22 protein-coding genes are annotated in these 26,244 nt (G+C 63.6%); 3 read left to right on the top strand and 19 right to left on the bottom strand.

Annotation, left to right across the window (positions count from 1 at the left end; all coding sequences use genetic code 11):
- Positions 1-190: 190 nt before the first annotated feature.
- The 7 genes from ACQ4WR_RS24280 to ACQ4WR_RS24310 form a co-directional block, all read right to left on the bottom strand.
- A complete protein-coding gene (locus ACQ4WR_RS24280; protein WP_436490424.1) occupies positions 191-1,678 on the bottom strand; it encodes an aldehyde dehydrogenase in 1,488 nt (495 codons plus the stop codon).
- 35 nt (positions 1,679-1,713) lie between these two features.
- A complete protein-coding gene (locus tag ACQ4WR_RS24285; RefSeq protein WP_436490426.1) occupies positions 1,714-2,559 on the bottom strand; it encodes an ABC transporter permease in 846 nt (281 codons plus the stop codon).
- On the bottom strand, positions 2,556-3,497 hold the full coding sequence (locus ACQ4WR_RS24290; RefSeq protein WP_436490428.1) for an ABC transporter permease subunit: 942 nt from the start codon (positions 3,495-3,497) through the stop codon (positions 2,556-2,558). Before ACQ4WR_RS24290 ends, ACQ4WR_RS24285 begins: the two co-directional genes overlap by 4 nt.
- Before the next feature lie 7 nt (positions 3,498-3,504).
- The gene (locus ACQ4WR_RS24295; RefSeq protein WP_436490430.1) at positions 3,505-4,653 is read right to left on the bottom strand and encodes an ABC transporter ATP-binding protein; all 1,149 of its coding nucleotides are present in this window, start codon (positions 4,651-4,653) and stop codon (positions 3,505-3,507) included.
- A gap of 195 nt (positions 4,654-4,848) precedes the next feature.
- Entirely contained in the window at positions 4,849-6,309 is a 1,461-nt protein-coding gene (locus tag ACQ4WR_RS24300) for an aspartate aminotransferase family protein (protein WP_436490431.1), read from the bottom strand.
- A 12-nt stretch (positions 6,310-6,321) separates the two neighbouring features.
- Complete coding sequence (locus tag ACQ4WR_RS24305; protein WP_035822563.1) at positions 6,322-7,692, bottom strand: glutamine synthetase family protein; 1,371 nt, start codon at positions 7,690-7,692, stop codon at positions 6,322-6,324.
- Positions 7,693-7,759: 67 nt separating this feature from the next.
- Entirely contained in the window at positions 7,760-8,527 is a 768-nt protein-coding gene (locus ACQ4WR_RS24310) for a gamma-glutamyl-gamma-aminobutyrate hydrolase family protein (protein WP_436490433.1), read from the bottom strand.
- A 284-nt stretch (positions 8,528-8,811) separates the two neighbouring features.
- On the opposite strand from ACQ4WR_RS24310, the gene ACQ4WR_RS24315 reads away from it, so the two are divergent.
- Positions 8,812-9,957 carry an MFS transporter gene (locus ACQ4WR_RS24315; protein ID WP_436490434.1) on the top strand — a complete coding sequence of 382 codons (1,146 nt, stop codon included), beginning with the start codon at positions 8,812-8,814 and terminating at the stop codon, positions 9,955-9,957.
- 156 nt (positions 9,958-10,113) lie between these two features.
- On the opposite strand, the gene ACQ4WR_RS24320 is transcribed toward ACQ4WR_RS24315, so the two are convergent.
- From ACQ4WR_RS24320 to ACQ4WR_RS24340, 5 genes are all read right to left on the bottom strand, one after another.
- The gene (locus tag ACQ4WR_RS24320; protein ID WP_436490436.1) at positions 10,114-11,007 is read right to left on the bottom strand and encodes a hypothetical protein; all 894 of its coding nucleotides are present in this window, start codon (positions 11,005-11,007) and stop codon (positions 10,114-10,116) included.
- Complete coding sequence (locus ACQ4WR_RS24325; RefSeq protein WP_436490438.1) at positions 11,004-11,570, bottom strand: sigma-70 family RNA polymerase sigma factor; 567 nt, start codon at positions 11,568-11,570, stop codon at positions 11,004-11,006. The genes ACQ4WR_RS24320 and ACQ4WR_RS24325 overlap by 4 nt, the downstream gene beginning before the upstream one ends.
- A 61-nt stretch (positions 11,571-11,631) precedes the next feature.
- Complete coding sequence (locus tag ACQ4WR_RS24330; protein ID WP_436490440.1) at positions 11,632-13,545, bottom strand: beta-propeller domain-containing protein; 1,914 nt, start codon at positions 13,543-13,545, stop codon at positions 11,632-11,634.
- A gap of 95 nt (positions 13,546-13,640) precedes the next feature.
- Positions 13,641-14,264 carry a trimeric intracellular cation channel family protein gene (locus ACQ4WR_RS24335; RefSeq protein WP_099376350.1) on the bottom strand — a complete coding sequence of 208 codons (624 nt, stop codon included), beginning with the start codon at positions 14,262-14,264 and terminating at the stop codon, positions 13,641-13,643.
- 4 nt (positions 14,265-14,268) lie between these two features.
- The gene (locus ACQ4WR_RS24340; protein ID WP_436490442.1) at positions 14,269-16,722 is read right to left on the bottom strand and encodes a penicillin-binding protein 1A; all 2,454 of its coding nucleotides are present in this window, start codon (positions 16,720-16,722) and stop codon (positions 14,269-14,271) included.
- Between the two features lie 144 nt (positions 16,723-16,866).
- Here ACQ4WR_RS24340 and ACQ4WR_RS24345 point away from each other — a divergent pair, with 144 nt between their 5' ends.
- On the top strand, positions 16,867-17,754 hold the full coding sequence (locus tag ACQ4WR_RS24345; RefSeq protein WP_436490444.1) for an HTH-type transcriptional regulator ArgP: 888 nt from the start codon (positions 16,867-16,869) through the stop codon (positions 17,752-17,754).
- A 12-nt stretch (positions 17,755-17,766) separates the two neighbouring features.
- Here the strand turns inward: ACQ4WR_RS24345 and ACQ4WR_RS24350 are convergent, their stop codons facing one another.
- Genes ACQ4WR_RS24350 through ACQ4WR_RS24365 form a run of 4 tightly spaced genes read right to left on the bottom strand, consistent with a single transcriptional unit; the run spans position 17,767 to position 21,429 of the window.
- Positions 17,767-18,639, bottom strand: a complete 873-nt coding sequence (locus ACQ4WR_RS24350; RefSeq protein ID WP_436490446.1) for an ABC transporter permease — start codon at positions 18,637-18,639, stop codon at positions 17,767-17,769.
- Positions 18,636-19,481: an ABC transporter ATP-binding protein gene (locus tag ACQ4WR_RS24355; protein WP_436490447.1), complete on the bottom strand. Its 846-nt coding sequence runs from the start codon at positions 19,479-19,481 to the stop codon at positions 18,636-18,638. The genes ACQ4WR_RS24350 and ACQ4WR_RS24355 overlap by 4 nt, the downstream gene beginning before the upstream one ends.
- A 1-nt stretch (position 19,482) precedes the next feature.
- The gene (locus ACQ4WR_RS24360) at positions 19,483-20,511 is read right to left on the bottom strand and encodes an ABC transporter substrate-binding protein (RefSeq protein WP_436490449.1); all 1,029 of its coding nucleotides are present in this window, start codon (positions 20,509-20,511) and stop codon (positions 19,483-19,485) included.
- Positions 20,512-20,544: 33 nt separating this feature from the next.
- Positions 20,545-21,429, bottom strand: a complete 885-nt coding sequence (locus ACQ4WR_RS24365) for a TauD/TfdA dioxygenase family protein (RefSeq protein ID WP_102292383.1) — start codon at positions 21,427-21,429, stop codon at positions 20,545-20,547.
- A gap of 211 nt (positions 21,430-21,640) precedes the next feature.
- On the opposite strand from ACQ4WR_RS24365, the gene ACQ4WR_RS24370 reads away from it, so the two are divergent.
- Positions 21,641-22,126: a tetratricopeptide repeat protein gene (locus ACQ4WR_RS24370; protein ID WP_436490451.1), complete on the top strand. Its 486-nt coding sequence runs from the start codon at positions 21,641-21,643 to the stop codon at positions 22,124-22,126.
- Between the two features lie 18 nt (positions 22,127-22,144).
- On the opposite strand, the gene can is transcribed toward ACQ4WR_RS24370, so the two are convergent.
- The 3 genes from can to dnaK form a co-directional block, all read right to left on the bottom strand.
- On the bottom strand, positions 22,145-22,816 hold the full coding sequence (gene can, locus ACQ4WR_RS24375; RefSeq protein WP_102292385.1) for a carbonate dehydratase: 672 nt from the start codon (positions 22,814-22,816) through the stop codon (positions 22,145-22,147).
- A gap of 133 nt (positions 22,817-22,949) precedes the next feature.
- Positions 22,950-24,083, bottom strand: a complete 1,134-nt coding sequence (gene dnaJ / locus ACQ4WR_RS24380; RefSeq protein ID WP_102292386.1) for a molecular chaperone DnaJ — start codon at positions 24,081-24,083, stop codon at positions 22,950-22,952.
- A 160-nt stretch (positions 24,084-24,243) separates the two neighbouring features.
- Positions 24,244-26,187: a molecular chaperone DnaK gene (gene dnaK, locus ACQ4WR_RS24385; RefSeq protein ID WP_102292387.1), complete on the bottom strand. Its 1,944-nt coding sequence runs from the start codon at positions 26,185-26,187 to the stop codon at positions 24,244-24,246.
- Positions 26,188-26,244: the final 57 nt, after the last annotated feature.

Raw genomic sequence — 26,244 nt, forward strand, 5'->3', positions numbered from 1 at the left:
GGCATTCTTATGGATGTTCATTCGGTTGGTTTCCTTGAGAACTGGGGGTTTGGCGATTTCCAGTGTCTCAAATCCAATCCGAATGAACCACAACAACCTATTGAAACATCACAGCTAAGCCGACCTACGGCGGCAAAATATGGGGTCAGACCCGGCGGGTCTGACCCCGGTTTCACGCCAACAATTCCCCCTACCCCACCTGTATCCAGGTCGTCTTCAATTCCGTGTACTTGTCCAGCGCGTGCAATGACTTGTCGCGCCCGTTGCCCGACTGCTTGTAGCCGCCGAACGGCACGGTGATGTCGTCGCCATCGTACTGGTTGACGTGCACGGTACCGGCACGCAGGGCACGCGAGGTCTGGATGGCCTTGCTGATGTCCGATGTCCATACGGCCGCCTGCAAGCCGTAGGGCGTGGCGTTGGCCTGCCGGATCGCCTCGGCGAGATCCGTAAAGCCCAGCACGGACAGCACAGGGCCGAAGATCTCTTCGCGCGCGATCGTCATGCCGGCATCCACGCCGAAGATGGTCGGCTGCACATAGTAGCCGCCCGTCTCCAGGCGCACGGCCTCGCCGCCGCCCAGCAGCTGCGCGCCTTCGTTCTTGCCGGCCGCGATATAGCCCATCACCGTCTGCATCTGCGTGGCGTCGACAATCGCCCCCATGACAGTGGCTTCGTCGAGCGGGTCGCCGGGCTGGAAGCGCGGCAGCATGGCCTGCGCCTTGGCGATAAATTCTTCCCTGATCGATTCTTCCACGAACAAGCGCGAAGGCGCGTTGCAGCTTTCACCCTGGTTGAAGAAGATGGAACCGACAGCGGCCGCCACGGCCTTGTCCAGGTCAGGGCAATCGGCGCAGACGATGTTGGCGGACTTGCCGCCCAGCTCAGTCCACGCCCGTTTCAGGTTCGACTGGCCCGCCATCTGCACGATCAGTTTCCCCGTGCGCGTGGAACCCGTAAAACCGATGCAATCGATATCCATGTGCAGCGCCAGCGCGGCGCCCGCCTCGCTGCCATAACCGGGCAGCACATTGAACACGCCGGGAGGCACGCCCGCCTGCAGCGCGATGTCGGCCAGGCGCAGCGCCGTCAGCGGCGATTTTTCGGACGGTTTCAGGATCACGCTGTTGCCGGCCGCGAGGGCGGGCGCGATCTTCCAGGCGGCCATGATCATCGGGTAGTTCCATGGCACGATGGCGGCGACGACGCCCACCGGTTCGCGCGTGATCAAGGCCAGGCTGTTGGCGGGAGTGGGAGCGATTTCATCGTAGACCTTGTCGATCGCCTCGCCATACCAGCGCAGGCAGTTGGCCGTGGCGCCCACGTCCACGCTCTGGCTGTATTTGATCGGTTTTCCCATGTCCAGGGTTTCCAGCAGGGCCAGCTCGGGGCCGTTCTGCTGCACCAGGTCGGCGAACTTGATCAAGATGCGCTTGCGCTGCGCCGGCGACTTGCCGGCCCAGCGGCGATCGTCAAAGGCGGCGCGGGCGGCCAGCACGGCCGCCTCCACGTCGGCGCCGTCGCAGCGCGCCACCTGCCCCAGCAAGCGCCCATCGATGGGCGAGTGATTATCGAAGGTCTGGCCGGATACGGCCCCAGTGCGCTCGCCATTGATGACAGCGCGGCCATCGATCGTGAGCGCTGCGGCGCGCGCATGCCAGCTGGTGTTTTCCGTCATGGTCGTCTCCTGCAAGGTGAAAACGCCAGCTTACTCTAGTCTTCCAAATACGCCGCGGACAGTTGCTTGCGCCGTCTGCGGTCGGCGCGCGCCAGCATCACGGCATACGCGATCACGGCGATGGTCACGACAAGGATGGTCAGCGCGGCGATGGCGTTGACGCGCGGGTCAAGCCCCAGGCGCGCGCGCGAGAAGATCACCAGCGGCATCGTCGTCGAACCGGGACCGGACAGGAAAGCGGACAACACCACGTCGTCCAGCGACAGGGTAAACGTCAGCAGCCAGGCCGAGGCCAAGGCCTGCGTGATGTTCGGCAGGGTCACGAGGAAGAACACCTGGTGCGCGCGGCAGCCCAGGTCCATGGCCGCTTCGGCCACGGACTTGCTCATTTCCTGCAGGCGCGACTGCACCACCACGGCCGCATACGCCATGCCCAGCAGGGTGTGGCCGAGCCAGATGGTCAGCACGCCCCGCTCGGGGAAACCGAAGACCTTTTGCATGGACACCAGCATCAGCAGCAGCGACAGGCCGATGATCACTTCCGGCATCACCAAAGGTGCGCTGACCATGGCGGAAAACACGGTGCGGCCACGGAAGCGCTGGTAGCTGGTGAGGGCAAAAGCGGCAAAGGTGCCGAGGATGACGGAGGATGTCGCCGACATGAAGGCGATCTTCAGCGACAGGCCGAAGCCCGAAATGATCTCCGTATCGCTCATCAACTCGCTGTACCAGCGCAGCGAAAAGCCGCTCCACACCATGTCCTGGCGCGAACTGTTGAACGAGAAGACGATCAGCACGATGATGGGCAGGTAGAGGAACAGATAGCCAAGTGAAAGCCAACCGCGGCCGAACCAGCGCTGCAGGAAAGTACGTCCGTTCATGTGCGCTCCCCCGCTTCCTGGTCCGTCTTGTATTTGTTAAAAATGGCCATCGGCACGAGGATCAGCAAGACCACCAGCACCGTCACCGACGACGCCATGGCCCAGTCGTTATTGGTGAAATATTCATCCCACAGCACGCGGCCGATCATCAGGGTTTCCGGGCCGCCCAGCAGCTCGGGGATCACGTATTCGCCCACGGACGGAATGAACACCAGCATGGCGCCGGCAATGATGCCCGACTTCGACAGGGGCACGGTGATGCGCCAGAACGCCTGCAGCGGCGTGGCGCCCAGGTCGGCCGCCGCTTCCAGATAGCGCATGTCCATTTTCACCAGGTTGGCGTACAGGGGCAGAATCATGAAGGGCAGATAGGCGTACACCATGCCGACCACCAGCGAGAACGAGGTGTTCATCATGTGCAGCGGTTCTTGAATGACACCGAGCGCGATCAGCAGGTCGTTGAGCAGGCCGTGGTTGGCAAGGATGCCCTTCCACGCATACACGCGCAGCAGGAAGGAGGTCCAGAACGGCAGCATCACCAGCATCATCAGCACGGGACGGATGGACGGCCTGGCGCGCGCCATGAAGTAGGCGAACGGGTAGCCGATGAAGAGGCAAATGGCCGTGGTGATGGCCGCGTATTTCAATGAACTGAGGTAGGTGAGCAGATACAGTTCATCGGCGGCGATGAACAGGTAGTTGGCGATTTTCACCTTCAGCACGACGATGCCGTCGACATACGACAGCAGGCCGCCGAACGGGCTGCCCGCCGTATCCATGTCGGACAGGCTGATACGCAGCACGATCAGGAAGGGCACCAGGAAAGCGGCCGCCAGGAACAGCGACGGCACGGCGATGACGGCGTTGCGGCCCGCGTTTTTCCCCGTTATCCAGCGCAGGGTCACAAGACCGCGCAACATGTGCAGAATAGACGTCATGATGGCCTCAGCTGGTCAGCACGACGATGTCGGCGCCGTCCCACCATACCCACACGCGCTGTTCGCGCTCGAGGCGCGCGGCGTCGTGGCGGGCTGCGTTGGTGCGCGAGACTTTCACCAGCGTGCCGCTGTCGAGGCGCACGTGGTAGCTGGTTTCATTGCCAAAGTACGCCATGGCGACGATCACGCCCTGGGCGCAGTTGTAGCCGTGTTCCTTTGGTGACGCGCGCTCTTCCAGGGAAGGTGGCGCGATCTGGATGCCGATTTTTTCGGGGCGCACGGCCACCGAGACATCCATGCCCAGGTTGCCCGTGATGCCATGCGAGACATAGTGCTCGCCATCGGGCGTGGCGATCACCACGTGATCGGGTTCGTCCTGCGTGATGTGGCCGTCGAACAGGTTCACGCTGCCGATGAAGTCGGCGACGAAGCGGCAGTTCGGCGTTTCATAGATTTCGCCGGGCGCGCCCACCTGCAGGATGCGTCCTTCGCTCATGACGGCGATGCGCGTGGCCATGCTCATGGCCTCGTCCTGGTCGTGCGTGACCATCACGCAGGTGACGCCCACCTGCTCGATGATGTTCACCAGTTCCATCTGCGTGCGCTCGCGCAGTTTTTTGTCCAGGGCGCCCAGCGGCTCGTCGAGCAGCAGCAATTGCGGCCGCTTGGCCAGGCTGCGCGCCAGCGCCACGCGCTGCTGCTGGCCGCCCGACAACTGGTGCGGCTTGCGCTTCGCATACTGCCCCAGCTGCACCAGCGCCAGCATCTGCTCGACCCGCGCCGCCACTTCCGCTTTCGGCAAGCCATCGCGGCGCAGCCCGAAGGCGATGTTGTCCCACACGGACAAATGGGGAAACAGCGCGTACGACTGGAACATCATGTTGATGGGACGCTGGTGCGGCGGCACATCGACGATGCTGTTGCCCGCCAGGGCGATCCTGCCCGAGGTCGGCGTCTCGAAGCCGGCCAGCATGCGCAGCAGGGTCGACTTGCCGCAACCTGAACTACCCAGCAAGGCGAAGATCTCGCCCTTGTTGATCGTCACGGAAATATCGTTGACGGCGCGCACGCCATCGAATTCCTTGACCAGTTGATCAATCAGCAAAAAAGGCGCTGGGGCGTCGCTGGCCGACGCGGCTGGTGTTGCTATCGTCATGTGGATGCTTTGGGTAAGAGGGTGTCAAAATGAAAAACTGGCCGCTAATGGAGCGGCCAAGATGGAAGTTTAGCGGAACTGCCGCGATTGCGGTCCAAAAAATGCATAGATGCTGCTTATTTGGGCAAAAACCCAACGGCAAAGGCCGGGGTCAGACCCGGCGGGTCTGACCCCGGTATTTAAGCCAGCTCAGAATTAAACCCAGCCCTTCGCTTTCACCTCCGCATACGTCTTGTCCAGGCACAGCCGTATCAAGCCCACCATCTCATCGATCTGCGCGCGCGTCATCACCAGCGGCGGGGCGACGATCATGCGTTCGCCCACGGCGCGCATGATGACGCCATTGTCGAACATGTGGCCGCGGCAGATCATGCCCACGCCCTGGCTTTCGTCGAACAATTCGTTGTCGTGCACGGTGGCGCCCTTCTTGCGCACCAGGTTCAGGCCCGCCACCAGGCCGCAGCTGTCCGCATAGCCCACCAGCGGGTGCTCGCCCAGGCTGGCGAAGCATTGCTGCAGGTACGGCCCTGTGTCGTCCGCCACCTTGGCCACCAGCTGCTCTTCCTCGATGATGCGGATATTTTCCAGCGCCGCCGCGCAAGCGACGGGGTGGCCCGAATAGGTAAAGCCATGCGTGAATTCACCGCCCTGCTCGATCAAGACCTTGGCCACCCTGTCGCCCACCAGCACGCCGCCCAGCGGCACATAGCCCGAGGTGACGCCCTTGGCAAACGTGATCAGGTCGGGCTTGATGCCGAACAGCTCGGAGCCGAACCAGCGGCCCAGGCGGCCGAAACCGCAGATGACTTCATCGGCGATCAGCAAGATGCCGTACTTGTCGCAGATGCGCTGGATCTCCGGCCAGTAGGTCGACGGCGGGATGATGACGCCGCCCGCGCCCTGCACCGGCTCGCCGATGAAGGCGGCCACCTTGTCGGCGCCGATTTCCAGGATTTTGTCTTCCAGCCAGCCGGCCGCCTTCAAGCCGAAGGCTTCCGGTCTCAAGCCGTGGCCCGACTCCAGATAATTGGGCTGGCCGATATGCACGATGCCCGGTATCGGCATGCCGCCCTGCGCATGCATGCCATCCATGCCGCCCAAGGATGCTCCCGCCACCGTGCTGCCGTGATACGCGTTGTGGCGGCTGATGACGGTGTGGCGTTCCTTGTAGCCGAGGATGTCCCAGTAGCGGCGCACCATGCGCAGATTCGTGTCGTTGCCTTCGGAGCCGGAACTGGTGAAGAACACGTGCTGGAACTGCGGCGGCGATATTTGCGCCAGCTTGGCCGCCAGCTGCGCGGCCGGCACGTTGGTCGTGCCAAAGAAGCTGTTATAGAAAGGCAGCGTCTCCATCTGCCGGTACACGGCTTGCGAGATCGACGTGCGGCCATAGCCCACGTTGACGCACCACAGGCCCGACATGCCGTCGACGATTTTCTTGCCCTGGCTATCCCACAGATAGACGCCGTCGCCGCGCACCATCACGCGCGCGCCCTTGCTGGCCAGATCCTGGAAATCGGTGAATGGATGCAGGTAGTGGGCCGAGTCCATCTGCTGGATGGCGTTTGTATCGTACACCTGCGGCGCCGCGTTTTTCTGCGCCACGGAGGAGACCAAAGCGGCGCTTGGCGCCAGCGGATTGTTGGATGTGCTCATGCAGTTCCTTTCTTAGACATGCAACAGTAAATGTTCGCGCTCCCAGGGACTGATCACCGTCATGAACTCCTGGTGCTCCAGGTCCTTGATGGCCGCATACACGTCGATGAAGCGCTCGCCCAGCACCGTGCGCAGCTTGTCTTCCGCGCGCAGCAGCTGCAGGGCCTCGGGCAAGCCTTGCGGCAGCTCGAATTTCATGTCGTAGGCGCTGCCCACCATCATCGGTGTCGCTTCCAGCTGCTCCGTCATGCCCAGGTAGCCGCAGGCCAGGGTGACGGCCAGGGCCAGGTAGGGATTCGCGTCGGCGCCGATGATGCGGTTTTCCACGCGCCGGTCCTGCACCCCCGATTCCGGCACGCGGAAACCCACCGTGCGGTTGTCCAGGCCCCACTGGATGTTGATGGGCGCGGCCGTGTGGCGCACGATGCGGCGGTAGGAATTCACATACGGCGCGACGATGGCCATGGCCGATGGCATGTAGCGCTGCAATCCCGCGATGTAGTGCTTGAAAATGGGCGCGGCCGAACCGTCCTCGTTGCTGAAAATATTCAAGCCCGTCTTCGCGTCGACGACGCTCTGGTGCACGTGCATGGCCGAACCGGGTTCTCCCGCCATCGGCTTGGCCATGAAGGTGGCGTACATGTCGTGTTTCAGGGCCGCTTCGCGCAGGGTGCGCTTGAAGAAAAACACCTTGTCGGCCAAGCCCAGCGGGTCGCCGTGCAGGAAGTTGATTTCCATCTGCCCCGCGCCGATCTCGTGGATCAGGGTATCGACGTCAAGGTTCATCAGTTCGCAGTAATCGTAGATATCCTCGAACAACGGGTCGAACTCGTTGACGGCATCGATGCTGTACACCTGGCGGCTCGTCTCGGCCCGGCCGCTGCGCCCGATTGGCGGCTTCAGGGGCAGGTCCGGGTCCGTGTTTTTCGCCGTCAGGTAGAACTCCAGCTCCGGCGCCACCACCGGTTTCCAGCCCTTGTCCGCATACAGTTTCAGCACGCGCCGCAGCACGGAGCGGGGAGCGAAATCGACCAGCGCGCCATCGGCGAAATAGCAGTCATGGATGACTTGCGCGGTGGGGTCCGTGGCCCATGGCACCATCGTGATGGTGGTGGGATCGGCCTTTAAAATCATGTCGCGGTCGGTGCTGGAAATGGCGCGGTCATAGCCGCCATCGTCGACCGGGTAGTTGCCCGTCACCGTCATGCCCAGTACGGCTTCCGGGATGCGCATGCCGCGCTCCTGGGTGAATTTCCCGCGCGGCAGAATCTTCCCCCGTGCCACGCCCGTCAAGTCGGGGACCAGGCATTCGATTTCCGTGACGCGCTTTTCATTGAGCCACAAATCCATGTCCGTATAAGTGAAATTTTCGCGTATTGCCATGTTTCCCTCTCGTTGGTCTTGCGCTTTTCCTGATTAAGCACCGCGTGATACTGGTGCGGTGCGCCTGTCATTCTTTCTTTCTATGCTGCTGTTCCTGGTAATCGCGGCACGCCTGGCCGAAGGCGCCAAACAGGCGCATGGACTGCGCATTGTCTTCCACCTGCCACTCGGGGTGCCACTGCACGGCCAGGGTAAAACCGGCGGCGCTGGCCACGCTATACGCTTCCACCAGGCCGTCGTCGGCCAGCGCTTCCACCAGCAAGCCATCGGCCAGACGGGCGACGCCCTGGCCATGCAGGGAATTGACCATCATCTCGCTCTCGCCGCCCAGCAGGCGTGACAGCAAGCCATCGGGCATCAACTTGATGCGGTGCGCGGGCGCGTATTGGCGCTCCAGGGAATCGAGGACGTTTTCACGGTGGTCCATCATGCCCGGGACGGCGTGCACGGCCTGGTGCAGGCTGCCGCCCAGGGCCACGTTGACTTCCTGGAAGCCGCGGCAGATGGCCAGCAAGGGCAGCTGGCGCGCCAGCGCGGCGCGGATCAGGGGCAAGGTGGTGGCGTCGCGCGCGGGGTCTTGCGGCAGCTCGGGATGCAGGATGTCTTCGCCGTACAGGCGCGCATCGACGTTCGAGGCGGAACCGGTCAGCATGACGCCATCGGCGATGTGCAGCGCAGCTTCCAGGTCCGCCTCCGCCCCAAAAGCGGGCAGCAACAGCGGCATGCAGCCGGCGCCGTACAGCACGGCGTGCAGGTATTTGTCCTGCGCCATATGCCAGGCGTGATTGCCAAGCTGGCGCTGGCAGGCGGGGACGAGAACGATGGGACGGCGCATAGAGTACTACCTCGCTGGCGTGACGATCCAATGACAGCGCCATGACAGCGCTGCCGCTCGCTTCACTGTACAGCAGAGCCGCAGATGGCGGCCACACGCATGGGCATGGCCAGCGGTGGCGCACATCGCCTACACTACGGCTTTGCAATATTGCTCTTGATAAAATCATCATATGCCCGTCCGGCGCCAAACACCAGCGCCGCAGGCAAAGTTGACCACGTTCCCATGCATCCACACCGTATTCCAGCCTTCCTGAACCCCTTTTCCGTCCCGAGGGGGCGGCCATGAAGCACATGCCCTGGCGCGATTTCTTTGCCCTCGTAGTCAGCATCGGCGTGGTGGGACTGGGACTGGGCGCCACCATGCCGCTCACCGCACTGACCCTGCACCAGCGCGGCGTGGGCACGGACATCATCGGCATGATCACGGCCGTCAGCGCCCTGGGCATCCTGGCCGCCTCGCCATTTGTCTCGGGCTGGGTCGGCCGTTTCGGCGCGCGCGCGACCATGCTGGGCGCCGTCTGGGCGGCGTCGCTGGCGACGATCGCCATGCAGTTCACCGACCATCTGCTGGCGTGGAGCGTGCTGCGCTTCCTGTTCGGCGGCGCCATGGGCGTGCTGTTTACCATCGGCGAGGCGTGGGTGAACCGGCTGGCGCCGGACAATTCACGCGGCAGGGTGGTGGCCATGTACACCACCAGTTTTACCTTCTTCCAGCTGATCGGCCCCGCCCTCGTGGCCCTCTTCAACGACAAGATTTCCTGGAGCTTCGCCGCCTGCGGCCTGCTGTTCTTGCTGGCCGTGCCGGGGCTGATGCTGATCTCGAACAGCGGCCCGGCACGCGAACCGGAAGAACATGGCGTGAAGTGGACCCTGATCCTGCCGCGCATGCCGATGATCGTGCTGGGCGCCGCCTTCTTCGCCCTGTTCGATACCCTGGCATTGAGCTTGCTGCCCCTGTATGCGATGGAGCATGGCATCGGCACGGACCTGGCCCTGCTGTCGGCCACCGTGGTGCTGGTGGGTGACACGGGCCTGCAATTCGTGCTGGGCTGGATGGCCGACCGCTTCGGCCGCGCCAGGGTGCACGCGGGCTGCGGCGTGGCCGTCTGCCTGCTGCTGCCGCTGCTGCCGTTCGCCGTCGGCACGCCGTGGCTGTGGTGGACCTTGCTGTTGCTGCTGGGCGCGGCGGCGGGCGGCATCTACATGCTGGCGCTGGTGGCCTGCGGCGAACGTTTTACGGGACTGTCGCTGACCAGCGCCAGCGCCATCGTCAATGCCACCTGGGGCATCACCAGCGGCGGCGGTCCCCTGCTGACGGGCGTCCTGATGCAGTCGGTAGGCGTAAACGCCCTGCCGGCCGTGATGTGGGTGTGCGCCGCCATTTTCGTCGGCAGCGCCGTGTGGGAGCGCAGGAAGGGCATCGTCTAGCCTTCGCTACCGTGTAGGCTTTTCCGGGCGCCGCTGCCATTCTTCGATTCCGGGGTCAGCCCCTGCAGGGGTCATGCCCCCAAATAGGGGACATGACGATCACGAAGTAACTGACCCCAGCTCTTTGCCTGCGGGTTCAGGTAGCGCATCAACTCGCTACTGCTTCTGCTTTTCCAGCCGCTGCCGCAATTCCTCGGCCGCCGGATAATCGGGATACGCCTGCCTGAACGCGGCCCATTCCTGCTGCGCCAGCGCGCCCTCGCCCGCCTTGAGCAGCGCGTCGATTTTCACCAGCCATACGGAAGCGTCGAGCCTTGCAGGCGGCGGCAGCGGCGCGGCGCGTGCCGCCACGGGAGCGGACATGGCTGGCGCACGCTGCACCGGCGCCTGGCGCTGCATGCTGGCTTCGGCCTGCATGGCGGCCTGCTGCTCCATCTGCTCGCGCATCGCCGTGGCAGGCGCCGGTGGCGGTGCTGGCGGTGCCGGAGGCGCAGCAGGTGCCACTGGCGCTGTCTGCGGCGTGGGAAACGCGACTGGCGCCGGCGGTGCGGATCGCTGTGCCGGCGCTGGCTCGGCCTGCGCCGCTGGCCTGGGCACCATCTTGGCCAGCGCGCGCGGTGGCGGTGCCGACGGCAAAGGCGCGGGCTGCGGCACCGCCTCAGCGACCTGCGGCGGCACAGAGCTACGGGCAGAAGCAGCAGGCGCAGGCATCACCTCCGGCGTGGCCGGTTCCCCGATCACGGGAAACTGCGCCGGCTTCGAGCCGAACCAGTCCACGCCGATCAGGTTCACCGTCAGCAGCACGGCGGCGGCCAGCCCGAGCGGAACGCGCCAGCGCTGCAGGTAGTCGGGCGACTTTTTCGCGGACAGCGTGCGCAGCACGCCATCGGCGCTGTCGTTGGCCGCTGCCGGCGGCCGCAAGGCTTTTTCCGCGCCGGCCAGGATGGCCACATCGAGCGCGCTGGACGGCGCCGGCTGCGGCAGGCTGGCCAGCAGCGCGGTCAATTCCTCGTCAATCGGTTCATCGTTATCTTGATCGTGCGTGTTCATGCCTGTCCTCCCGCGCCGGCCGCGCCATCGAGCTGGGCGCGCAATTTCTGCATGGCGTAGCGCAGCCGGCTCTTGACGGTTTCCGCTTCCGCCCCCGTCACTACGGCAATGTCGTGGAGGCTCATGCCGCTGAACTGCTGCAGCACCAGCGCTTCCTTTTGCTCCACCGGCAGCGCGGCGATGGCCGCATGCAGCCGCGCGTGCTGCTGTTTCTGTTCCAGCGACTGCTGCGGCGAGGCGCCGTCGTCCGCCAGTTCATCTTCCACCGCGTGCTCCTGCCCTTCCCGCTGGCGCAGCAGATCGATCAGGCGGTTGCGCGCGATCTGGTACAGATAGGTGCGAAACGCCGCTTGCGGCTGGTAGCCGGCGCGCGCCGCATGCAGGCTGGCCCACGCATCCTGCACGATCTCGTCCACCCAGGCGCGGCGCGGTGCGCGCCAGGCCACGAAGCGATACAGGCCCTGGCTGTGGCGCCGGTACAATTCGCGAAACGACGGCAGGTCGCCGGCGCTGTAGCGCAGCATCAGGTCTTCATCCGTCGCGGTGAGTAAAGTGTCGGGCATGCGATCCAGTGTAGCCGAACTACGCGGCAGCGACAAATGCCGCGTAGCGCGGATCACGCCGTCAGCGTGCAGTGGGCGCATAGCTGATGCGGCGCACTTCGCGGATCTGCCCATCCTTCAGCGCCCCTTCCACCACTTCATAGCCGAGCAAGGCGAAGACCCGGCCCTGCAGGAACAGCGGGCGCGCATTGCCGTACCAGTCCACGCAGGAAGCGCGGCAGCCATCGTCCGGCGCCGGCCCGGGCCGCGCGGCCAGCGCGCCCAGCTCCGTCAAGGTCAAGCCGCTGTTGCGCAGATACAGGACGGAGGCGGCCGGCCGGCTCAAGCCGGGACGCTCGTCCGCGCCCAGGATGGGCAGGCCGATCATGCCCTCGCTGGCCGTTTGCGGCTTGTAGAAGAAACCGTGGCTGCGCGACTCGCCCTGCGCCGCGTCGGCGCGGATGTAGCGCGTGGCGATCGCCGCCTGCGCCCCCAGGCGGATGCTGCTGAAATGCAGGTCCTTGCCCTGCGTGCCGATCACCACGGCGTCATTGCCCAGTGCCTCGATGCGTTCCACGCCATGCGGCAGGGCCAGGGACTGCACGCTGTCCGCATCTGCCCAGCGCACGGCATACAGCGGCTGGCGCGGCCAGGCCTGGTCGGCCTTGCGGCGTCCGGCATGGCCAGAGTTCCCGTACAACAGATACGCTCCCACGAACCGGTTCTGCAGGCCGTAGCCGCCGCCACCGGGCAGTGCCCGGTAGCTGCTGGCAGGCGCGCTGTCGCGGCCATCGGAGAACGATGCCAGCGGCACGCGCAGCAGTGCCATGTCGCCGCGTCCCCGCGCGCCATCCCACATGGCGTCGCCCTGGCCTTCGGCGCGCAGCAGGACGTTCAGGTGGCCGTCGTTGCTTTCCAGGAACGAGAACTGGTCGACGGGCGCGCCCGCCACTTTCAGGGCGCTGGGCGCACTGCCATCGAGCGGGATGCGGAACACGCCCGAGTCGCTGCCCCGGCGCGTGGTCCACACGTAGACGGACTGGCCCGACACATGGAAGACGCGCCCGCGCGGTCCCATCACGGCCGTCGCTTCACAGCGCATGTCGCGCTGCGCCAGGTCGCACACCGTGACCGTGTGCAGGGTCAGGCCGGCGCCGGCTTCGGCTTCTTCATCGGTGCGGTAGATGCGCGTGGCCGGGGCGATGCGCTTGAAGTCGGACGGCACGGCGTCAGGGCGCCAGCGGCGCAGGGCGGGAAAGCCGCCGAACGGGTCCTTGCTGCGCAAGTCCAGCGACAGGGGGGAATAGAACACCAGCTTGCTGCCGATCAGGCGGCTGGCGTAATTGCGCGAGGAGTAGTAATCGTTCGAGCGCAAATGGTAGGTGGCACGGTAGGCCAGCTTGCCGTCCGCGCTGATGTCGAACAGGCCGATTTCCGTGCCGCCGCGGCTGTAGCTGTAGCCGATCACCACCAAGGTGTCGCCATCGACCAGCATTTCGTCATACCAGCTGCCGGACGGGTCGCTGCCCGGCGCGTACGCATCGAGCGAGGACACCGGCTGCAGGGCATTGCCGCCCACCTGCACGGTGAACAGCTTGCCGCGCCGCAGCATCACCAGGTGCTTGCCATGCAGCTTGACGATGCCGCCTTCGTCCACGCCTGCCGTCTGCACATTGGTGACGGATTCCGCAGCTTCTGCCGATGGCGCCGGCGCGGCCTTGGCCGCCATCGGCGCGGGAGGTGGAGCCGGCGGAGCGGATGGCGATATGGGTGCCGTCGCCGCGTACTGCGCCGCATACTGCGAGGTGGCGCGCTGCAGTTTCTGCTGCTCCCTGAGCAGGGCCGCCTGGCGCGCCTGCAGCTGCTGCAGGTAGCTGCTCAAGGCTTGCTCGCTGGCGAAGGCCGTCAGGGTTTTCCCTGGCGCCGTCCCGGCGGCGTGGCAGCCTGCCGACAGCAGCAGGGACAGTATCAAGGTGATCTTGCGGGCGCTGGACATCGCTTCTTCTCCGGTTGGCTGGGGTGTCAACCATGAAACGCGGCAGCGCAGCAGAAGGGGTTAAACGCGCAAAAAAAATTTACGCGGCGTTCAGCTTACTCAAAGCCGCGTATGCGGTCGCCATTGAAATTCGGCAGGCGCCACTCGAAGTGCAAAGCCAGGAAACGGAACAGGAAGCCGGCGCCGATCGACGCCAGCTGCGCCACCGAGCTGTCGACCTTGAAGTACAGCAGGCCCACGTACAGGCTGCCCGTAAACAGCGCCACGGTGGCATACACTTCGCGCTGCAGGACCAGCGGAATCTGGTTGCACAGGATATCGCGCAGCAGGCCGCCGAAGACGCCCGTGATCATCCCCGCCAGCACGACGATGGCCGGATGCATCTTGGCCGACATGGCGATGTCGCAGCCGATCACGCAGAACGCCACCAGCCCCAGTCCATCGACCAGCAGGAAGACGGCGCGCAGATGGTGCAGATAGCGCGCGACAAAGGCCGTGACGACGGCCGCGCCGATGGTAAACAGCAGGTATTCCGGATGCGCGATCCAGCCCAGCGGGTAGTGCCCCAGCAGCACGTCGCGCACGGTGCCGCCGCCGAGAGCCGTGACGGTGCCGATCATGCAGATGCCAAATAAGTCCATGCCGCGCCGCATGCCCATGATGGCGCCGGACATCGCTTCGGCGACGATCGCCACCAGGTAAATCGTATATAACAGCATGGTCTTACTCTTCCGAAAATGATTTGAGAATTTGTTCGCGTTCGCGCGCTTCGCTCAGTGCCCGCGCCTCGTGGCCTGCGCCGCTGCTGCCGCGTTCTTCGCCGTTGGCCAGGCGCGTGTCGGCGCCCAGGCTGCCAGGGCCGCCACTACCGCAGCTGACGCTGCTGTGGATGAAGGCATGGCTGTCCTGCAGGCAGTCGCCGGCCAGGTATTCGGCATACACGTAATCGCCGTCGAGCAGGGCCAGGCCTTGCGGCTCGGCCAGCACCTGTTCGCGGCGGCCCTGCACGGCCACCTGCATGTAGTTGCGCCAGACGGGCAGCGCCAACGTTCCCCCGGTGGCGTTGCCCAGGCTTTTCGGCTGGTCGTAGCCAAGCCAGACGACGGACACCAGGCCAGAGGAATAGCCGGCGAACCAGGCGTCATAGGCGTTGTTCGAGGTACCCGTCTTGCCGGCCGCGTCGCCCCGTCCCAGCGCCAGCGCGCCGCGTCCCGTGCCGCTCTTGACGACGTCGCGCAGCATGCTGTCCATGACATAGGCGTTGCGCGCGGAGATCACCTGCGTGCCTGGTGCCGGCGCGCCCTTGGCGCGTGGCGCCGCATCGCTGAACAGCACTTCTCCGCTGCGGCTGCGCACTTCCTTGATCAGCTTGGGCGGCATCTGCATGCCGCCGTTGGCGAACACGGAATACGATTGCGCCAGCTGCAGCGGCGTGACGGCACCCGCGCCCAAGGCCAGCGGCAGGGACACGGGATTGCGCGCGCTCTCGAAACCGAAGCGCGTGGCGTGGTGCTGCACGTAGCCAGGGCCGGCCGCCTGCATCAGGCTGACGGCCACCAGGTTTTTCGAGCGTACCAGGCCGCGCCGCACGCTGATGAAGCCTTCGTAGTTGTTGCCGTAATTGCGCGGACGCCAGGACCGCGCGCCCGTTTCCTGCGGCAGCAGCAAGCGCTGCGTATCGTCGACGGCCGTGCCGGGGAAGTAGCCTTTTTCCAGCGCCGCCGAATACACGAAAGGCTTGAAGCTGGAACCGGGCTGGCGGTAGGCCTGCATGGCGTGGTTGTAGTGGTTGCGGTAAAAATCAAAGCCGCCCGCCATGGCGACAATTTCGCCGCTATGCGCATCGACGGAAATCAGCGCGCCTTCCATCTCGGGCAGCTGGCTCACCAGCCAGCGCTTCTTGGCCGCGTCATGCACCACGCGGATCACGCTGCCCTCCACGATGGCGCGCTTGCCATCCCACGCCAGCTTGCCGCCCAGGCGCGCTTCCGAGGCCGTCAGCACGATCTCGTCGCCGTTGCGCAGCTGCGCCGTCACCTGGCGCTTGCCGGCAGTGTCGACCTTGCGCACCAGCGCGGCACGCAGTTCGCCGCTGTCCGGGTAGCCGGCCAGCTGGCGCCTGACGCTGTCTTCGGAAGCGGCCAGGCGCGCTTCCGGCCCCCGGTAGCCACGCCGCGCCTGCGCATTCAAGAGTCCGTCGCGCAGCGACTTGTCGGCCGCGCGCTGCGGCGCCATGCGGATGGTGGTCGTCACGTCCAGGCCCATGCTGTAGGCGCCTTCAGGATAGCTTTGCAGGATCAGCTGGCGCGCTTCCTCGACCGCATAGGCGGCCGCGTGCACGGAGCTGTTGCGGTCCTTGTTCAGGGCCAGCTTTTCCGCCACGGCGGCCGTGTATTCGGCCGGCGTGATGTAGCCCAGTTCGCGCATGCGCTGCAGGATGTAGTGCTGGCGCACGGCGGCGCGCTGCGGATTGGCGACGGGGTTGTAGGCCGACGGCGCTTTCGGCAAGCCGGCCAGCATGGCCGCTTCGGCGATGCTCACTTCCGCCAGCGGCTTGTCAAAATAAATGTTCGAGGCGGCGGAAAAACCATAGGAGCGCTCGCCCAGGTAAATCTGGTTCATGTACAGCTCCAGCAGCTTGTCCTTGCCGTAGTGCTGTTCCAGCTTGTAGGCCAGCAGCATCTCCGTCAGCTTGCGCTGCACGGTCTTGTCGCGCGACAGGAAGAAGTCGCGCGCCACCTGCATGGTGATGGTGCTGGCGCCCTGCGCATGGTGGCCCGTGACGATATTGGCCAAAGTGGCCCGCGTGAGGCCATAGAAATCCACGGCGCCGTGTTCGTAGAAGCGCGCATCCTCGATGGCCAGCAAGGCCTGGCGCATGCGCAGCGGGATGTCTTTCAGGGGCAGGAATTCGCGGCGCTCTTCGCCGTATTCGGCCAGCAGCTCGCCTTCGCTGGAAAGAATGCGCAGCGGCAGCGCGGGCTTGTACTGCGCCAGGTGCTCGACAGCCGGCAAGTCCTGCCACGCCTGGCGCAGCCAGTAGCCGCCCGCCATGGCGCCGGCCAGGCCCAGGCCCAGGGTCAGTCCCAGGCCGAATTTCAGATTGCGCGCCAGCCTGGATTGGGGCTTGCGCGTGGTGGTAGTGCTGCTGTCTTGCGCCGTGTCTTGCGTTTCCATATGGTCATTCCTTTGCTGCCAGGAGGCGGCGCGCGGGCGCGCGGCACTCCATCAAAGAGGCATTGTGCACTGCAACACACCTATCCTTATGAAAAGTAAGTATTATTTAGTATTGATAAATTTTTCTTATGTTAGGCGCGCACCATGAACCTGAATCCCAAGCACACGGAAGCCTTCCGCGCCGTCGTCGAAACGGGCAGCTTCGAGCAGGCGGCGCTGCAGCTGCACCTGACCTCGCCCGCCATTTCCCAGCGCGTGCGGGCGCTGGAAAGCCAGCTGGGCAACGCACTGATCGTGCGCAGCCGCCCCGCGCGCGCCACGCGCATGGGCCAGCGCCTGATGCAGTACTTGAAGCGGGCCAAGCTGCTGGAAGCGGACCTGGAGGCGGAACTGGCGGTGCAGCAGGATGCCCCGCTGACCCTGGTGCTGGCGCTGAACGCCGATTCGATGGGCACCTGGTTCTTCCCTGCCCTGTCGGAAGTGCTGATACGCGAGCGCGTGCTGCTGGACCTGACCGTGGAAGACCAGGACCACACGTATACCTTGCTGGAAACGGGCATGGCGATCGGCTGCATCAGCACCGAGCCAAAACCCATGCGCGGCTGCACGGCCGAGCCGCTGGGCGTGATGCGCTACTGGCTGGTGGCCACGCCCGCGTTTCGCCAGCAATGGTTCGCGCACGGCCTGACACGCAAGGCGGCGCGCACGGCGCCCGTCGTCGCCTACACGCGCAAGGACACCTTGCAGTCATCGTTCCTGCAAGAGGCAATGGGCTTGCCCGAAGGCGCCTACCCCTGCCATTACGTGCCGGGCGCCACTTCGCACTTCAACGCCATCCGCTATGGCCTCGGCTACGGCATGGTGCCCGAACTGTTATTGAAAGCGAACACGGATGGCGAGCTGGTGGAAATGCTCACGCCCAAGACGCCGGCCGACGTGGCCCTGTACTGGCACACGTGGAAGGTGCAGTCGCCGCGCCTGGAGCAGCTGTCGCGGCAAATCATCGCGGCGGCGCGCAGCATGCTGAAATAGTTATCGCGAGAACTAGCGCTGCATGCCCCAGCGCTTGAGCGTTACCCGCTCCAGGCTGCGAAAGCCGATGTTTTCCACCAGCAGACCAATCACGATAACGGCAGCCAGGCCCGCGAAGACCTTGTCCGTGTACAGCTCGTTGCGGTTCTGGAAGATGTACCAGCCCAGGCCGCCCTGGCCCGAAGTGGTACCGAACACCAGCTCGGCGGCGATCAGGGTGCGCCAGGCAAACGCCCAGCCGATCTTCAAGCCCGAGACGATGGAAGGCAAGGCACCGGGCACGAGAATATGCAGCACCAGGCGCAAACCGTTCAGCCCGTAATTGCGGCCCGCCATGCGCAGGGTTTCCGGCACGCTCTGGAAGCCCGCATAGGTGTTCAGGGCCAGCGGCCACATCACGGAATGCACGATGACGAAGATCAGGCTGGCGCGTCCCAGGCCAAACCACAGCAAGGCCAGCGGCAACAGGGCGATGGCGGGCAAGGGGTTCAACATGGCCGTCAGGGTTTCCAGCAAGTCGCGCCCGAGCCGGCTGGAGACGGCCAGCAAGGTCAGCACGAAGGCGGCCAGCACGCCCACCGCATAGCCCTGCAGCAACACCACCAGGGACGCCGCCGTGCGCGTGAGCAATTCACCGCTGGCGATGCCCTCGATAAACGCCTGCGCCGTCTGCAGAAAGCCGGGCAGCAACAGATCGTTGTGCGTCCAGCGCGCCGCAGCTTCCCACAGCAGGGCCAGGCCAAGCAAAATCACCACCTTGCGCCACAGCGCATGCTGGCTTACACGCTGCCAGCGCGACAATGGCCGCTCGACGGCGACGCCGGCCGGCGGCGGTGACGCATAGACGAATTCCTGGCGGATCGGCGGTTCCAGCAGCACGTTCATACGACCTCCCGCTGCGGCGTGTCCGCTTGCGTGGCGCCAACGGTTTCCTCGTCGAACAGCAGGCCATGGATGCGGCTGCTGGCGGCCTGGAATTCCGCGCTGCCGGCGCTGTGCAAGCCGAATTGATGGCTGTTCAATTCGGCGCGCACCCGGCCCGGATGGGGCGACAGCAGCAGGATGCGGTTGCCCACCACCAGGGCTTCCTCGATCGAATGGGTGACGAACACCAAGGTAAAACGCAGCTCGTCCCACAGGCGGCTCAGCTCTTCCTGCATCTTGCGCCGTGTCAGCGCATCGAGGGCGGCGAACGGCTCGTCCATCAGCAGCACTTCCGGCTGCATGGCCAGGGCGCGGGCGATGGCCACTCTCTGCTTCATGCCGCCCGACAAGGTATGCGGATGGGCATCCTCGAAGCCGGACAGGCCCACCTTGGCGATCCAGTGCTGCGCGCGCTCGCGGGCCGCCGGCTTGTCCAGCCGCTTGCTGGCCAGCAAGGGAAACATGACGTTTTCCAGCACGGTTTTCCACGGCGGCAACTGGTCGAATTCCTGGAAGACGACGACCCTGTCAGGCCCTGGCTTGCTAATGGGGACACCCTGCATGGCAATGCTGCCCGCGCGCGGCGCGATGAAGCCGGCCACGGCTTTCAACAGTGAGGACTTGCCGCAGCCGGACGGCCCCAGCAGCACGAAGCGGTCGCTGCGGAACACGTCGAAGCTGACGTCATGCGTGGCGCGCACGGTGCGCTGCTCGGTGCGGTATTCCAGGCTGACATGCTTGACGCTGAGCAATGGCTGTAGTGCAACGGCAGGACGTACCAGGTGAAAAGCAGGTGCGTTCATGTCAGCCTCCTTGCATGATGGCAGGGTCGTCAAAGAAATAGTCGCGCCAGCTGTCCGGCAGGTTGCGGATGGCGCTCACGCGGTGCAGGAATTGCGCCAGGCCATAGGTGTTTTGCGGCGCGATCTTGAATTGCACTTGCGGGTTGGCAAAAATTTTCAGCAGCAGATTGCGATCCACCTTGCTCTTGTTGACCTTGATATAGATGTCGGCCGCACCCTGCGGATTGCCGCTTGCATATTGCGCCGCTTCCGCCAGCGCGGCGATGAAGGCGCGGTAGGTTTTCGGATTGTCCTTGCGGTATTTTTCCGTCGCGTACAGCAGGGTCGACGAGCTTGGGCCGCCCTGCACCGTGTAGGAATCGAGCACGATGTGCGCGTTCGGGTTTTGCGCCAGTTCCTGTTCCTGGAATGGCGAGTTGCCGAAATGGCCGCTGAGCTCCGTACCGCCGGCGATGATGGCGGCCGCCGCATCCGGGTGCGGCAAGGTCTGCGTGATTTTATCCAGGCGCGCGTATTCCTTGTCGCCCCACTGTTTCGCCACGGCCATTTGCAATATCCGCGCCTGGACGGAAACGGAAACGGCCGGCAAGGCGATGCGATCCTTGTCCGTGAAGTCCGCCAGGGTTTTCACCTTGGGATTGTTGCTGATCAAATAGTAGGGAAAGTTGCCCAGCGACGCCACGCCGCGCACGTTCTGCCGGCCTTTCGTGCGGTCCCAGATGGTCAGCAGCGGCCCCAGGCCCGCGCCGGCGATGTCGATGTTGCCCGACAGCAGCGCATCGTTGATGGCGGGGCCGCCGGACAGGGTGATCCACTCGACCTTCACGTCCACGCCCTGCTGCTTGCCATGCTTCTCGATCAGCTTCTGTTCCTGCGCAATATTGAGCAACAGAAAAGTGATGCCATGCTGGCCTGCGATGCGGATCTGTCCTTCGGCCTGGGCCATCCCTGGCGCCATGCCTGCGGCACACAGCATGGCGATGGCGGAAAGAAAACGGCGCGGGCGGGCAAGCGACAGGATCGGCAACATGGATACTCCTTGGGTAGGACTTACGGTCAAAAATCAGTACGGCGCATCGCCTTCGATGGTGGTGCGGTAGAGTTTGCGGCGCTGCTCGGGCGGGCACCCCGTCGCCAGATGCATCAGGGAACGGTTGTCCCAGAACACCAGGTCGTGCGGCTGCCAGCGGTGCACATACAGGTGCTCCGGGCGCACGCTATGGGCAAACAGTTCGTCGAGCAGGGCGCGGCTTTCATCGTCGGGCAGGCCGACGATGCGCGTCGTAAAATGTTCGCTGACGAACAGGGCGCGGCGTCCCGTTTCCGGATGCACGCGCACCACCGGGTGGGTGACGGGTGTGACTTCATCGATCTGCGCCTGCGTCAGGGCGGGCCGCCACGGGTTGCGGCGGCGCAATTCCTCGTACTGGCTCAGGTAGCTGTGTTCGGCACGCGCGCCCCGCACGGCATGGCGCAGCGCGGCAGGCAGGCTTTCCCACGCCAGGTGCATGTTCGCAAACACGGTGTCGCCGCCCTCGTCCGGCAACTCTTGCGCATGCAGCATGGAGCCGAGGCTGGGCACTTCCTTGTACGACAGATCCGAATGCCAGAAATGGCCGGCGTCGCCGAGGCCGATGGGCTGGCCATCCTCGACGATATTCGAGATGACCAGCACTTCCGGCTGCGTGGGCAGCTGGAACTGGCGCAGCACGTGGATTTGCAGGGGGCCGAAGCGGCGGCTGAAATCGACCTGCTGCCGCGGCGTGATGCGCTGGTCGCGGAACACCAGCACGTGATGGTCGAGGTGGGCATGGTGCAGGCGCTGGAAATCGCCGGGCGACAGCGGCTGCGCCAGGTCCAGCCCCAGCACCTGCGCGCCCAGCGGCGCATCAAAGGTTTCGATCTGGAACGGACTGGTGGAAAGCTGGGGTTTCAGGACGGCCGACATGGTGGCTTCATCAGTGAATGAGGGAAGTCCACTGTATGCCCGCTTGTCCCCCTTGCAAACGAAGCATTTACTATATGGATATGCGCGGCGCGTTGCGCCGTGCTGCAACAGCGGCTGTCACGCAATGGCACAGCGGCGCCGGCTTTGCCCGGGAAAAGAGCTGGCACGCAACTTGCTTATCTACCAATTTCACTCTTTCCTCAGGATAGCCATGCCCCGCTACGCACTGCTGCTCGCCTTGCTGTTTACCGCCTCCGTCCAGGCCCAGGATAGCCAGGGCGAAAGCGATCTCAGCTACAAAGCCTATGTGCACAGCGACAAGCGCATCAAATGTTTGTACGGTTATGCGGCCGACAAGACGGGCGACCATGCGGCAGCGGTTGCCATTTTTGAAGATTGCATCCGGCGCTGGAACGATGTGTATTCGATGATTTGGCTGGCCCAGCTGTATGAAACGGGCATCGGCGTGCCGAAGGATGAGGCGCAGGCGACGGCGCTGATGCGGCGCGGCGCACATGCGCATGATGATGCCGCGTATGCGCGGCTGGCACGCTACCACTATGGCGTGGCGCTGGCCGAAGGCCGGGGCACGCCACGGGATATCCCGCAGGCAAAAACCTGGCTGCGCCAGGCGGCGCAGGAGGGCGTGCGGGAGGCGGCCGATTACCTGTGCCGCCTGGAAAGCGCCACGCCATAGGCGCGGCGCCAGCGTTGCTTACGCGATGGCTTCGTAGCGGGCCAGGCGGGTCGCCATGCGCGGCGCCAGTTCGTGGCCGGCCGTGACGGTCACTTCCAGGTCATTCAGCAAGCCATCCTTCAGGCCGTAGACCCAGCCATGGACGCTGAGTTCCTGGCCCCGTTCCCACGCATCTTGCACGATGGTGGTCTGGCAGACGTTCAACACTTGTTCCACTACGTTCAGTTCGCACAGGCGGTCGCCGCGCTGGCGGCTGGTCAGCACGTCGCCCAGGTAGCGCTCATGCTTCTGGCCCACGTCCTGGACGTGGCGCAGCCAGTTGTCGACCAGGCCGATGCGCGTGCCCGTCATGGCAGCATGCACACCCTTGCAGCCGTAATGGCCGACAATGATGACATGTTTGACTTTCAGCACGTCCACGGCAAATTGCAGGACGGACAGGCAATTGAGGTCGGAATGCACGACCACATTGGCAATATTACGGTGCACAAACACGTCGCCAGGCGCCATGCCCAGCAGTTCGTTCGCTGGCACGCGGCTGTCGGAACAGCCGATCCACAGGTATTCGGGCGACGTTTGCGCTTCCAGGTTCTTGAAGAAGTTCGGGTCCTTCGCCACCATCGAGTCGGCCCAGCGGCGGTTACGCTGCAGCAGTTCCGCCAGGGCCAGGCCATTTTTCTGTTCGGTCATATCGCTCCCATTGTGTGCATACGACTGAAGGCGGCAGATCGCGGCCATAGGCCGGCGATACGCGCACATTGCTCAGTCGTGGTGAAAAAAACGCCGGGATGTGTGAGCATCCCGGCGCTGGTGTTACGTGTGCTTACTCAAAGAAGTCCTTGACCTTGTCTTTCCAGGTCTTGCTTTGCGGGCTGTGCTTGGCACCGCCTTCGGTCGTCGATTTCTCGAACTCGCGCAGCAGGTCTTTCTGCTTCTCCGTCAGCTTGACCGGTGTTTCGATCGCCACGTGGCAGAACAGGTCGCCGGCGTAACCGGAGCGCACGCCCTTGATGCCCTTGCCTTTCAGGCGGAAGGTTTTACCCGACTGGGTGCCTTCCGGGATCGTGAACGACACTTTGCCGTTCAGGGTCGGCACTTCGATTTCGCCGCCCAATGCCGCCTTGGTGAACGAGATCGGCATTTCGCAATGCAGGTCGTCGCCTTCGCGCTGGAACACGGCGTGCGGCTTGATGTGGATTTCCACATACAGGTCGCCCGACGGACCGCCATTCGTGCCCGGTTCGCCGTTGCCGGACGAACGGATACGCATGCCGTTGTCGATGCCGACTGGAATCTTGACTTCCAGCGTCTTGTTGCGCTTGATACGGCCCGCACCGCCGCATGGCGTGCACGGGTCGGTGATGACCTTGCCGCTGCCATGGCATTTCGGGCAGGTTTGCTGGATGCTGAAGAAACCTTGCTGCATGCGCACCTGGCCGTGGCCACCGCACGTACCGCAGGTGGTTGGCGACGTGCCTGGCTTGGCACCGCTGCCGTGGCAGGTATCGCACTTGTCCCAGCTCGGCACGCGGATGGTCGTGTCGAAGCCGTGCGCAGCTTGCTCCAGTGTAATTTCCAGGTTGTAGCGCAAGTCGGCGCCACGGTACACCTGTGGACCGGCATTGCGGCTACGTCCACCGCCACCGCCAAAGATGTCGCCGAAGATATCGCCGAAGCTGTCGGCAAAGCCGCCAGCACCGCCGCCGAAGCCGCCACCGCCGCCCATGTTCGGGTCCACGCCGGCGTGACCATAACGGTCATACGCTTCGCGCTTTTCCGGATTGGTCAGCATCTCGTAGGCTTCCTTGACTTCCTTAAACTTTTCTTCCGATTCCTTGCTATCCGGATTGCGGTCCGGATGGTATTTCATCGCCAGTTTACGGTAAGACTTTTTAATCTCTTCTTCCGAAGCATTTTTTGCGACACCGAGTGTCTCGTAAAAATCACGCTTTGCCATGTTGTCGGCACCTTGCAGTCTATCTACTGATGTAAAAATTACACGAAAAAGCCGAGTCGAGTGCTGCACTGGGCAACGACTCGGCTCGGCCGGTCTTCGCGGCTAATTCCGCGATGTAGCGTTCAGCCCGGCTGCCCCCAGTGACGGGAGCGCAAGACAATTACTTGCTGTCTTTGACTTCTTTGAAGTCAGCGTCGACAACGTCGTCTTGCTTGGCGCCTGCGTCCGATGCGCCAGCAGCTTGCTGTGCACCTTCCGCGCCGCCGGCAGCTTGCTGCGCTTGCATGTCGGCGTACATTTTTTCGCCCAGTTTCTGCGATGCGGTCGACAGTGCTTCCACCTTGGCGTCGATCTCAGCCTTGTCGCCGGCCTTGATGCTTGCTTCCAGGTCGGTGATTGCCGCTTCGATCTTCTCTTTCTCGCCCGCTTCCAGCTTGTCGCCGTATTCGGTCAAGGATTTCCGGGTCGAGTGTACCAGAGCATCGGCCTGGTTGCGCGACTCGGCCAATTCTTTGACCTTTTTGTCTTCTTCCGCGTTCAGCTCGGCATCCTTGACCATCTTCTGGATTTCAGCCTCGGTCAAGCCGGAATTGGCCTTGATCGTGATCTTGTTTTCCTTGCCGGTGGCCTTGTCTTTCGCGCCGACATGCAAGATGCCGTTGGCGTCGATGTCGAAGGTCACTTCGATCTGCGGCGTACCGCGTGCTGCTGGCGGGATGCCTTCCAGATTGAATTCGCCCAGACCCTTGTTGCCGGCGGCGATTTCGCGCTCACCCTGGAAGACCTTGATGGTCACCGCAGGCTGATTGTCGTCGGCCGTCGAGAACACCTGGCTGAACTTGGTCGGAATCGTCGTGTTTTTGTGAATCATCTTCGTCATCACGCCGCCCAGGGTTTCAATACCCAGGGACAGAGGGGTGACGTCCAGCAACAGCAAGTCCTTGCGTTCGCCTGACAGGACCGAACCTTGAATTGCTGCGCCCACGGCGACGGCTTCGTCCGGATTCACGTCTTTGCGTGGATCCTTGCCGAAGAATTCCTTCACTTTTTCCTGCACCTTCGGCATACGCGTCATACCGCCGACCAGGATGATGTCATCGATGTCCGACACTTTCACGCCAGCATCCTTGATAGCGGTGCGGCATGGTTCCATCGTTGCCGTGATCAGCTCTTCCACCAGCGATTCCAGCTTGGCGCGGGTCATCTTCAGGTTCAAGTGGACCGGTGCGCCATTGGCCATGGCGATGTACGGCTCGTTGATCTCGGTCTGTTGCGACGACGACAGCTCGATCTTCGCGCGCTCGGCCGAAGCCTTGATGCGCTGCAGAGCGATCGGATCTTTTTTCAGATCGATGCCGTTGATCTTCTTGAACTCGTCGATGATGTAATCGATGACGCGCTGGTCGAAGTCTTCGCCGCCCAGGAAGGTGTCGCCGTTGGTCGACAGCACTTCAAATTGTTTTTCGCCATCCACATCGGCGATTTCGATGATCGACACGTCGAACGTACCGCCACCCAAGTCATACACGGCGATTTTACGGTCGCCTTTTTCAGCCTTGTCCAGGCCGAACGCCAGCGCTGCCGCGGTTGGCTCGTTGATGATGCGCTTGACGTCCAGGCCAGCGATACGGCCGGCATCCTTGGTCGCTTGACGCTGCGAATCGTTGAAGTACGCAGGCACGGTGATGACGGCTTCGGTGACTTCTTCACCGAGGTAGTCTTCTGCCGTTTTCTTCATCTTGCGCAGCACTTCAGCCGAAATTTGTGGCGGCGCCAGTTTTTTGTCGCGTACGCCGATCCATGCATCGCCGTTGTCGGCTTTCATGATTTGGTACGGCATCAGCGCGATGTCTTTTTGTACTTCTTTTTCGTCGAACTTGCGACCGATCAAACGCTTCACTGCGTACAGCGTGTTTTTCGGATTGGTCACTGCCTGGCGTTTCGCCGGTGCGCCGACGAGAATTTCGCCATCTTCTTGATAAGCAATAATCGATGGCGTCGTGCGTGCGCCTTCAGCGTTTTCGATTACCTTTGGTTGACCGTTTTCCATGATGGAAACGCAGGAATTCGTGGTTCCCAGATCGATACCGATAATTCTACCCATGATTTTTTTCCTTTTATTTGCTAGATTTCAGATGGTTCTTATATGTGGCAAAGCGAC

This window comes from Janthinobacterium amylolyticum (genome assembly GCF_051380655.1).
Classification (GTDB): Bacteria; Pseudomonadota; Gammaproteobacteria; order Burkholderiales; family Burkholderiaceae_D; genus Janthinobacterium.

Bases quoted from the DNA above. Each gene is read 5' to 3' on its own strand.
- ACQ4WR_RS24310 (WP_436490433.1), bottom strand. From the start codon at position 8,527: ATGCGCCGTCCCATCGTTCTCGTCCCCGCCTGCCAGCGCCAGCTTGGC.
- ACQ4WR_RS24285 (WP_436490426.1), bottom strand. From the start codon at position 2,559: ATGAACGGACGTACTTTCCTGCAGCGCTGGTTCGGCCGCGGTTGGCTT.
- ACQ4WR_RS24365 (WP_102292383.1), bottom strand. From the start codon at position 21,429: ATGTCGGCCGTCCTGAAACCCCAGCTTTCCACCAGTCCGTTCCAGATC.
- ACQ4WR_RS24315 (WP_436490434.1), top strand. From the start codon at position 8,812: ATGAAGCACATGCCCTGGCGCGATTTCTTTGCCCTCGTAGTCAGCATC.
- dnaK (WP_102292387.1), bottom strand. From the start codon at position 26,187: ATGGGTAGAATTATCGGTATCGATCTGGGAACCACGAATTCCTGCGTT.
- ACQ4WR_RS24300 (WP_436490431.1), bottom strand. From the start codon at position 6,309: ATGAGCACATCCAACAATCCGCTGGCGCCAAGCGCCGCTTTGGTCTCC.
- ACQ4WR_RS24335 (WP_099376350.1), bottom strand. From the start codon at position 14,264: ATGCTGTTATATACGATTTACCTGGTGGCGATCGTCGCCGAAGCGATG.
- ACQ4WR_RS24360 (WP_436490449.1), bottom strand. From the start codon at position 20,511: ATGTTGCCGATCCTGTCGCTTGCCCGCCCGCGCCGTTTTCTTTCCGCC.
- ACQ4WR_RS24350 (WP_436490446.1), bottom strand. From the start codon at position 18,639: ATGAACGTGCTGCTGGAACCGCCGATCCGCCAGGAATTCGTCTATGCG.
- ACQ4WR_RS24320 (WP_436490436.1), bottom strand. From the start codon at position 11,007: ATGAACACGCACGATCAAGATAACGATGAACCGATTGACGAGGAATTG.
- can (WP_102292385.1), bottom strand. From the start codon at position 22,816: ATGACCGAACAGAAAAATGGCCTGGCCCTGGCGGAACTGCTGCAGCGT.
- ACQ4WR_RS24325 (WP_436490438.1), bottom strand. From the start codon at position 11,570: ATGCCCGACACTTTACTCACCGCGACGGATGAAGACCTGATGCTGCGC.
- ACQ4WR_RS24290 (WP_436490428.1), bottom strand. From the start codon at position 3,497: ATGACGTCTATTCTGCACATGTTGCGCGGTCTTGTGACCCTGCGCTGG.
- ACQ4WR_RS24340 (WP_436490442.1), bottom strand. From the start codon at position 16,722: ATGGAAACGCAAGACACGGCGCAAGACAGCAGCACTACCACCACGCGC.
- ACQ4WR_RS24355 (WP_436490447.1), bottom strand. From the start codon at position 19,481: ATGAACGCACCTGCTTTTCACCTGGTACGTCCTGCCGTTGCACTACAG.
- ACQ4WR_RS24330 (WP_436490440.1), bottom strand. From the start codon at position 13,545: ATGTCCAGCGCCCGCAAGATCACCTTGATACTGTCCCTGCTGCTGTCG.
- dnaJ (WP_102292386.1), bottom strand. From the start codon at position 24,083: ATGGCAAAGCGTGATTTTTACGAGACACTCGGTGTCGCAAAAAATGCT.
- ACQ4WR_RS24295 (WP_436490430.1), bottom strand. From the start codon at position 4,653: ATGACGATAGCAACACCAGCCGCGTCGGCCAGCGACGCCCCAGCGCCT.
- ACQ4WR_RS24370 (WP_436490451.1), top strand. From the start codon at position 21,641: ATGCCCCGCTACGCACTGCTGCTCGCCTTGCTGTTTACCGCCTCCGTC.
- ACQ4WR_RS24345 (WP_436490444.1), top strand. From the start codon at position 16,867: ATGAACCTGAATCCCAAGCACACGGAAGCCTTCCGCGCCGTCGTCGAA.
- ACQ4WR_RS24305 (WP_035822563.1), bottom strand. From the start codon at position 7,692: ATGGCAATACGCGAAAATTTCACTTATACGGACATGGATTTGTGGCTC.
- ACQ4WR_RS24280 (WP_436490424.1), bottom strand. From the start codon at position 1,678: ATGACGGAAAACACCAGCTGGCATGCGCGCGCCGCAGCGCTCACGATC.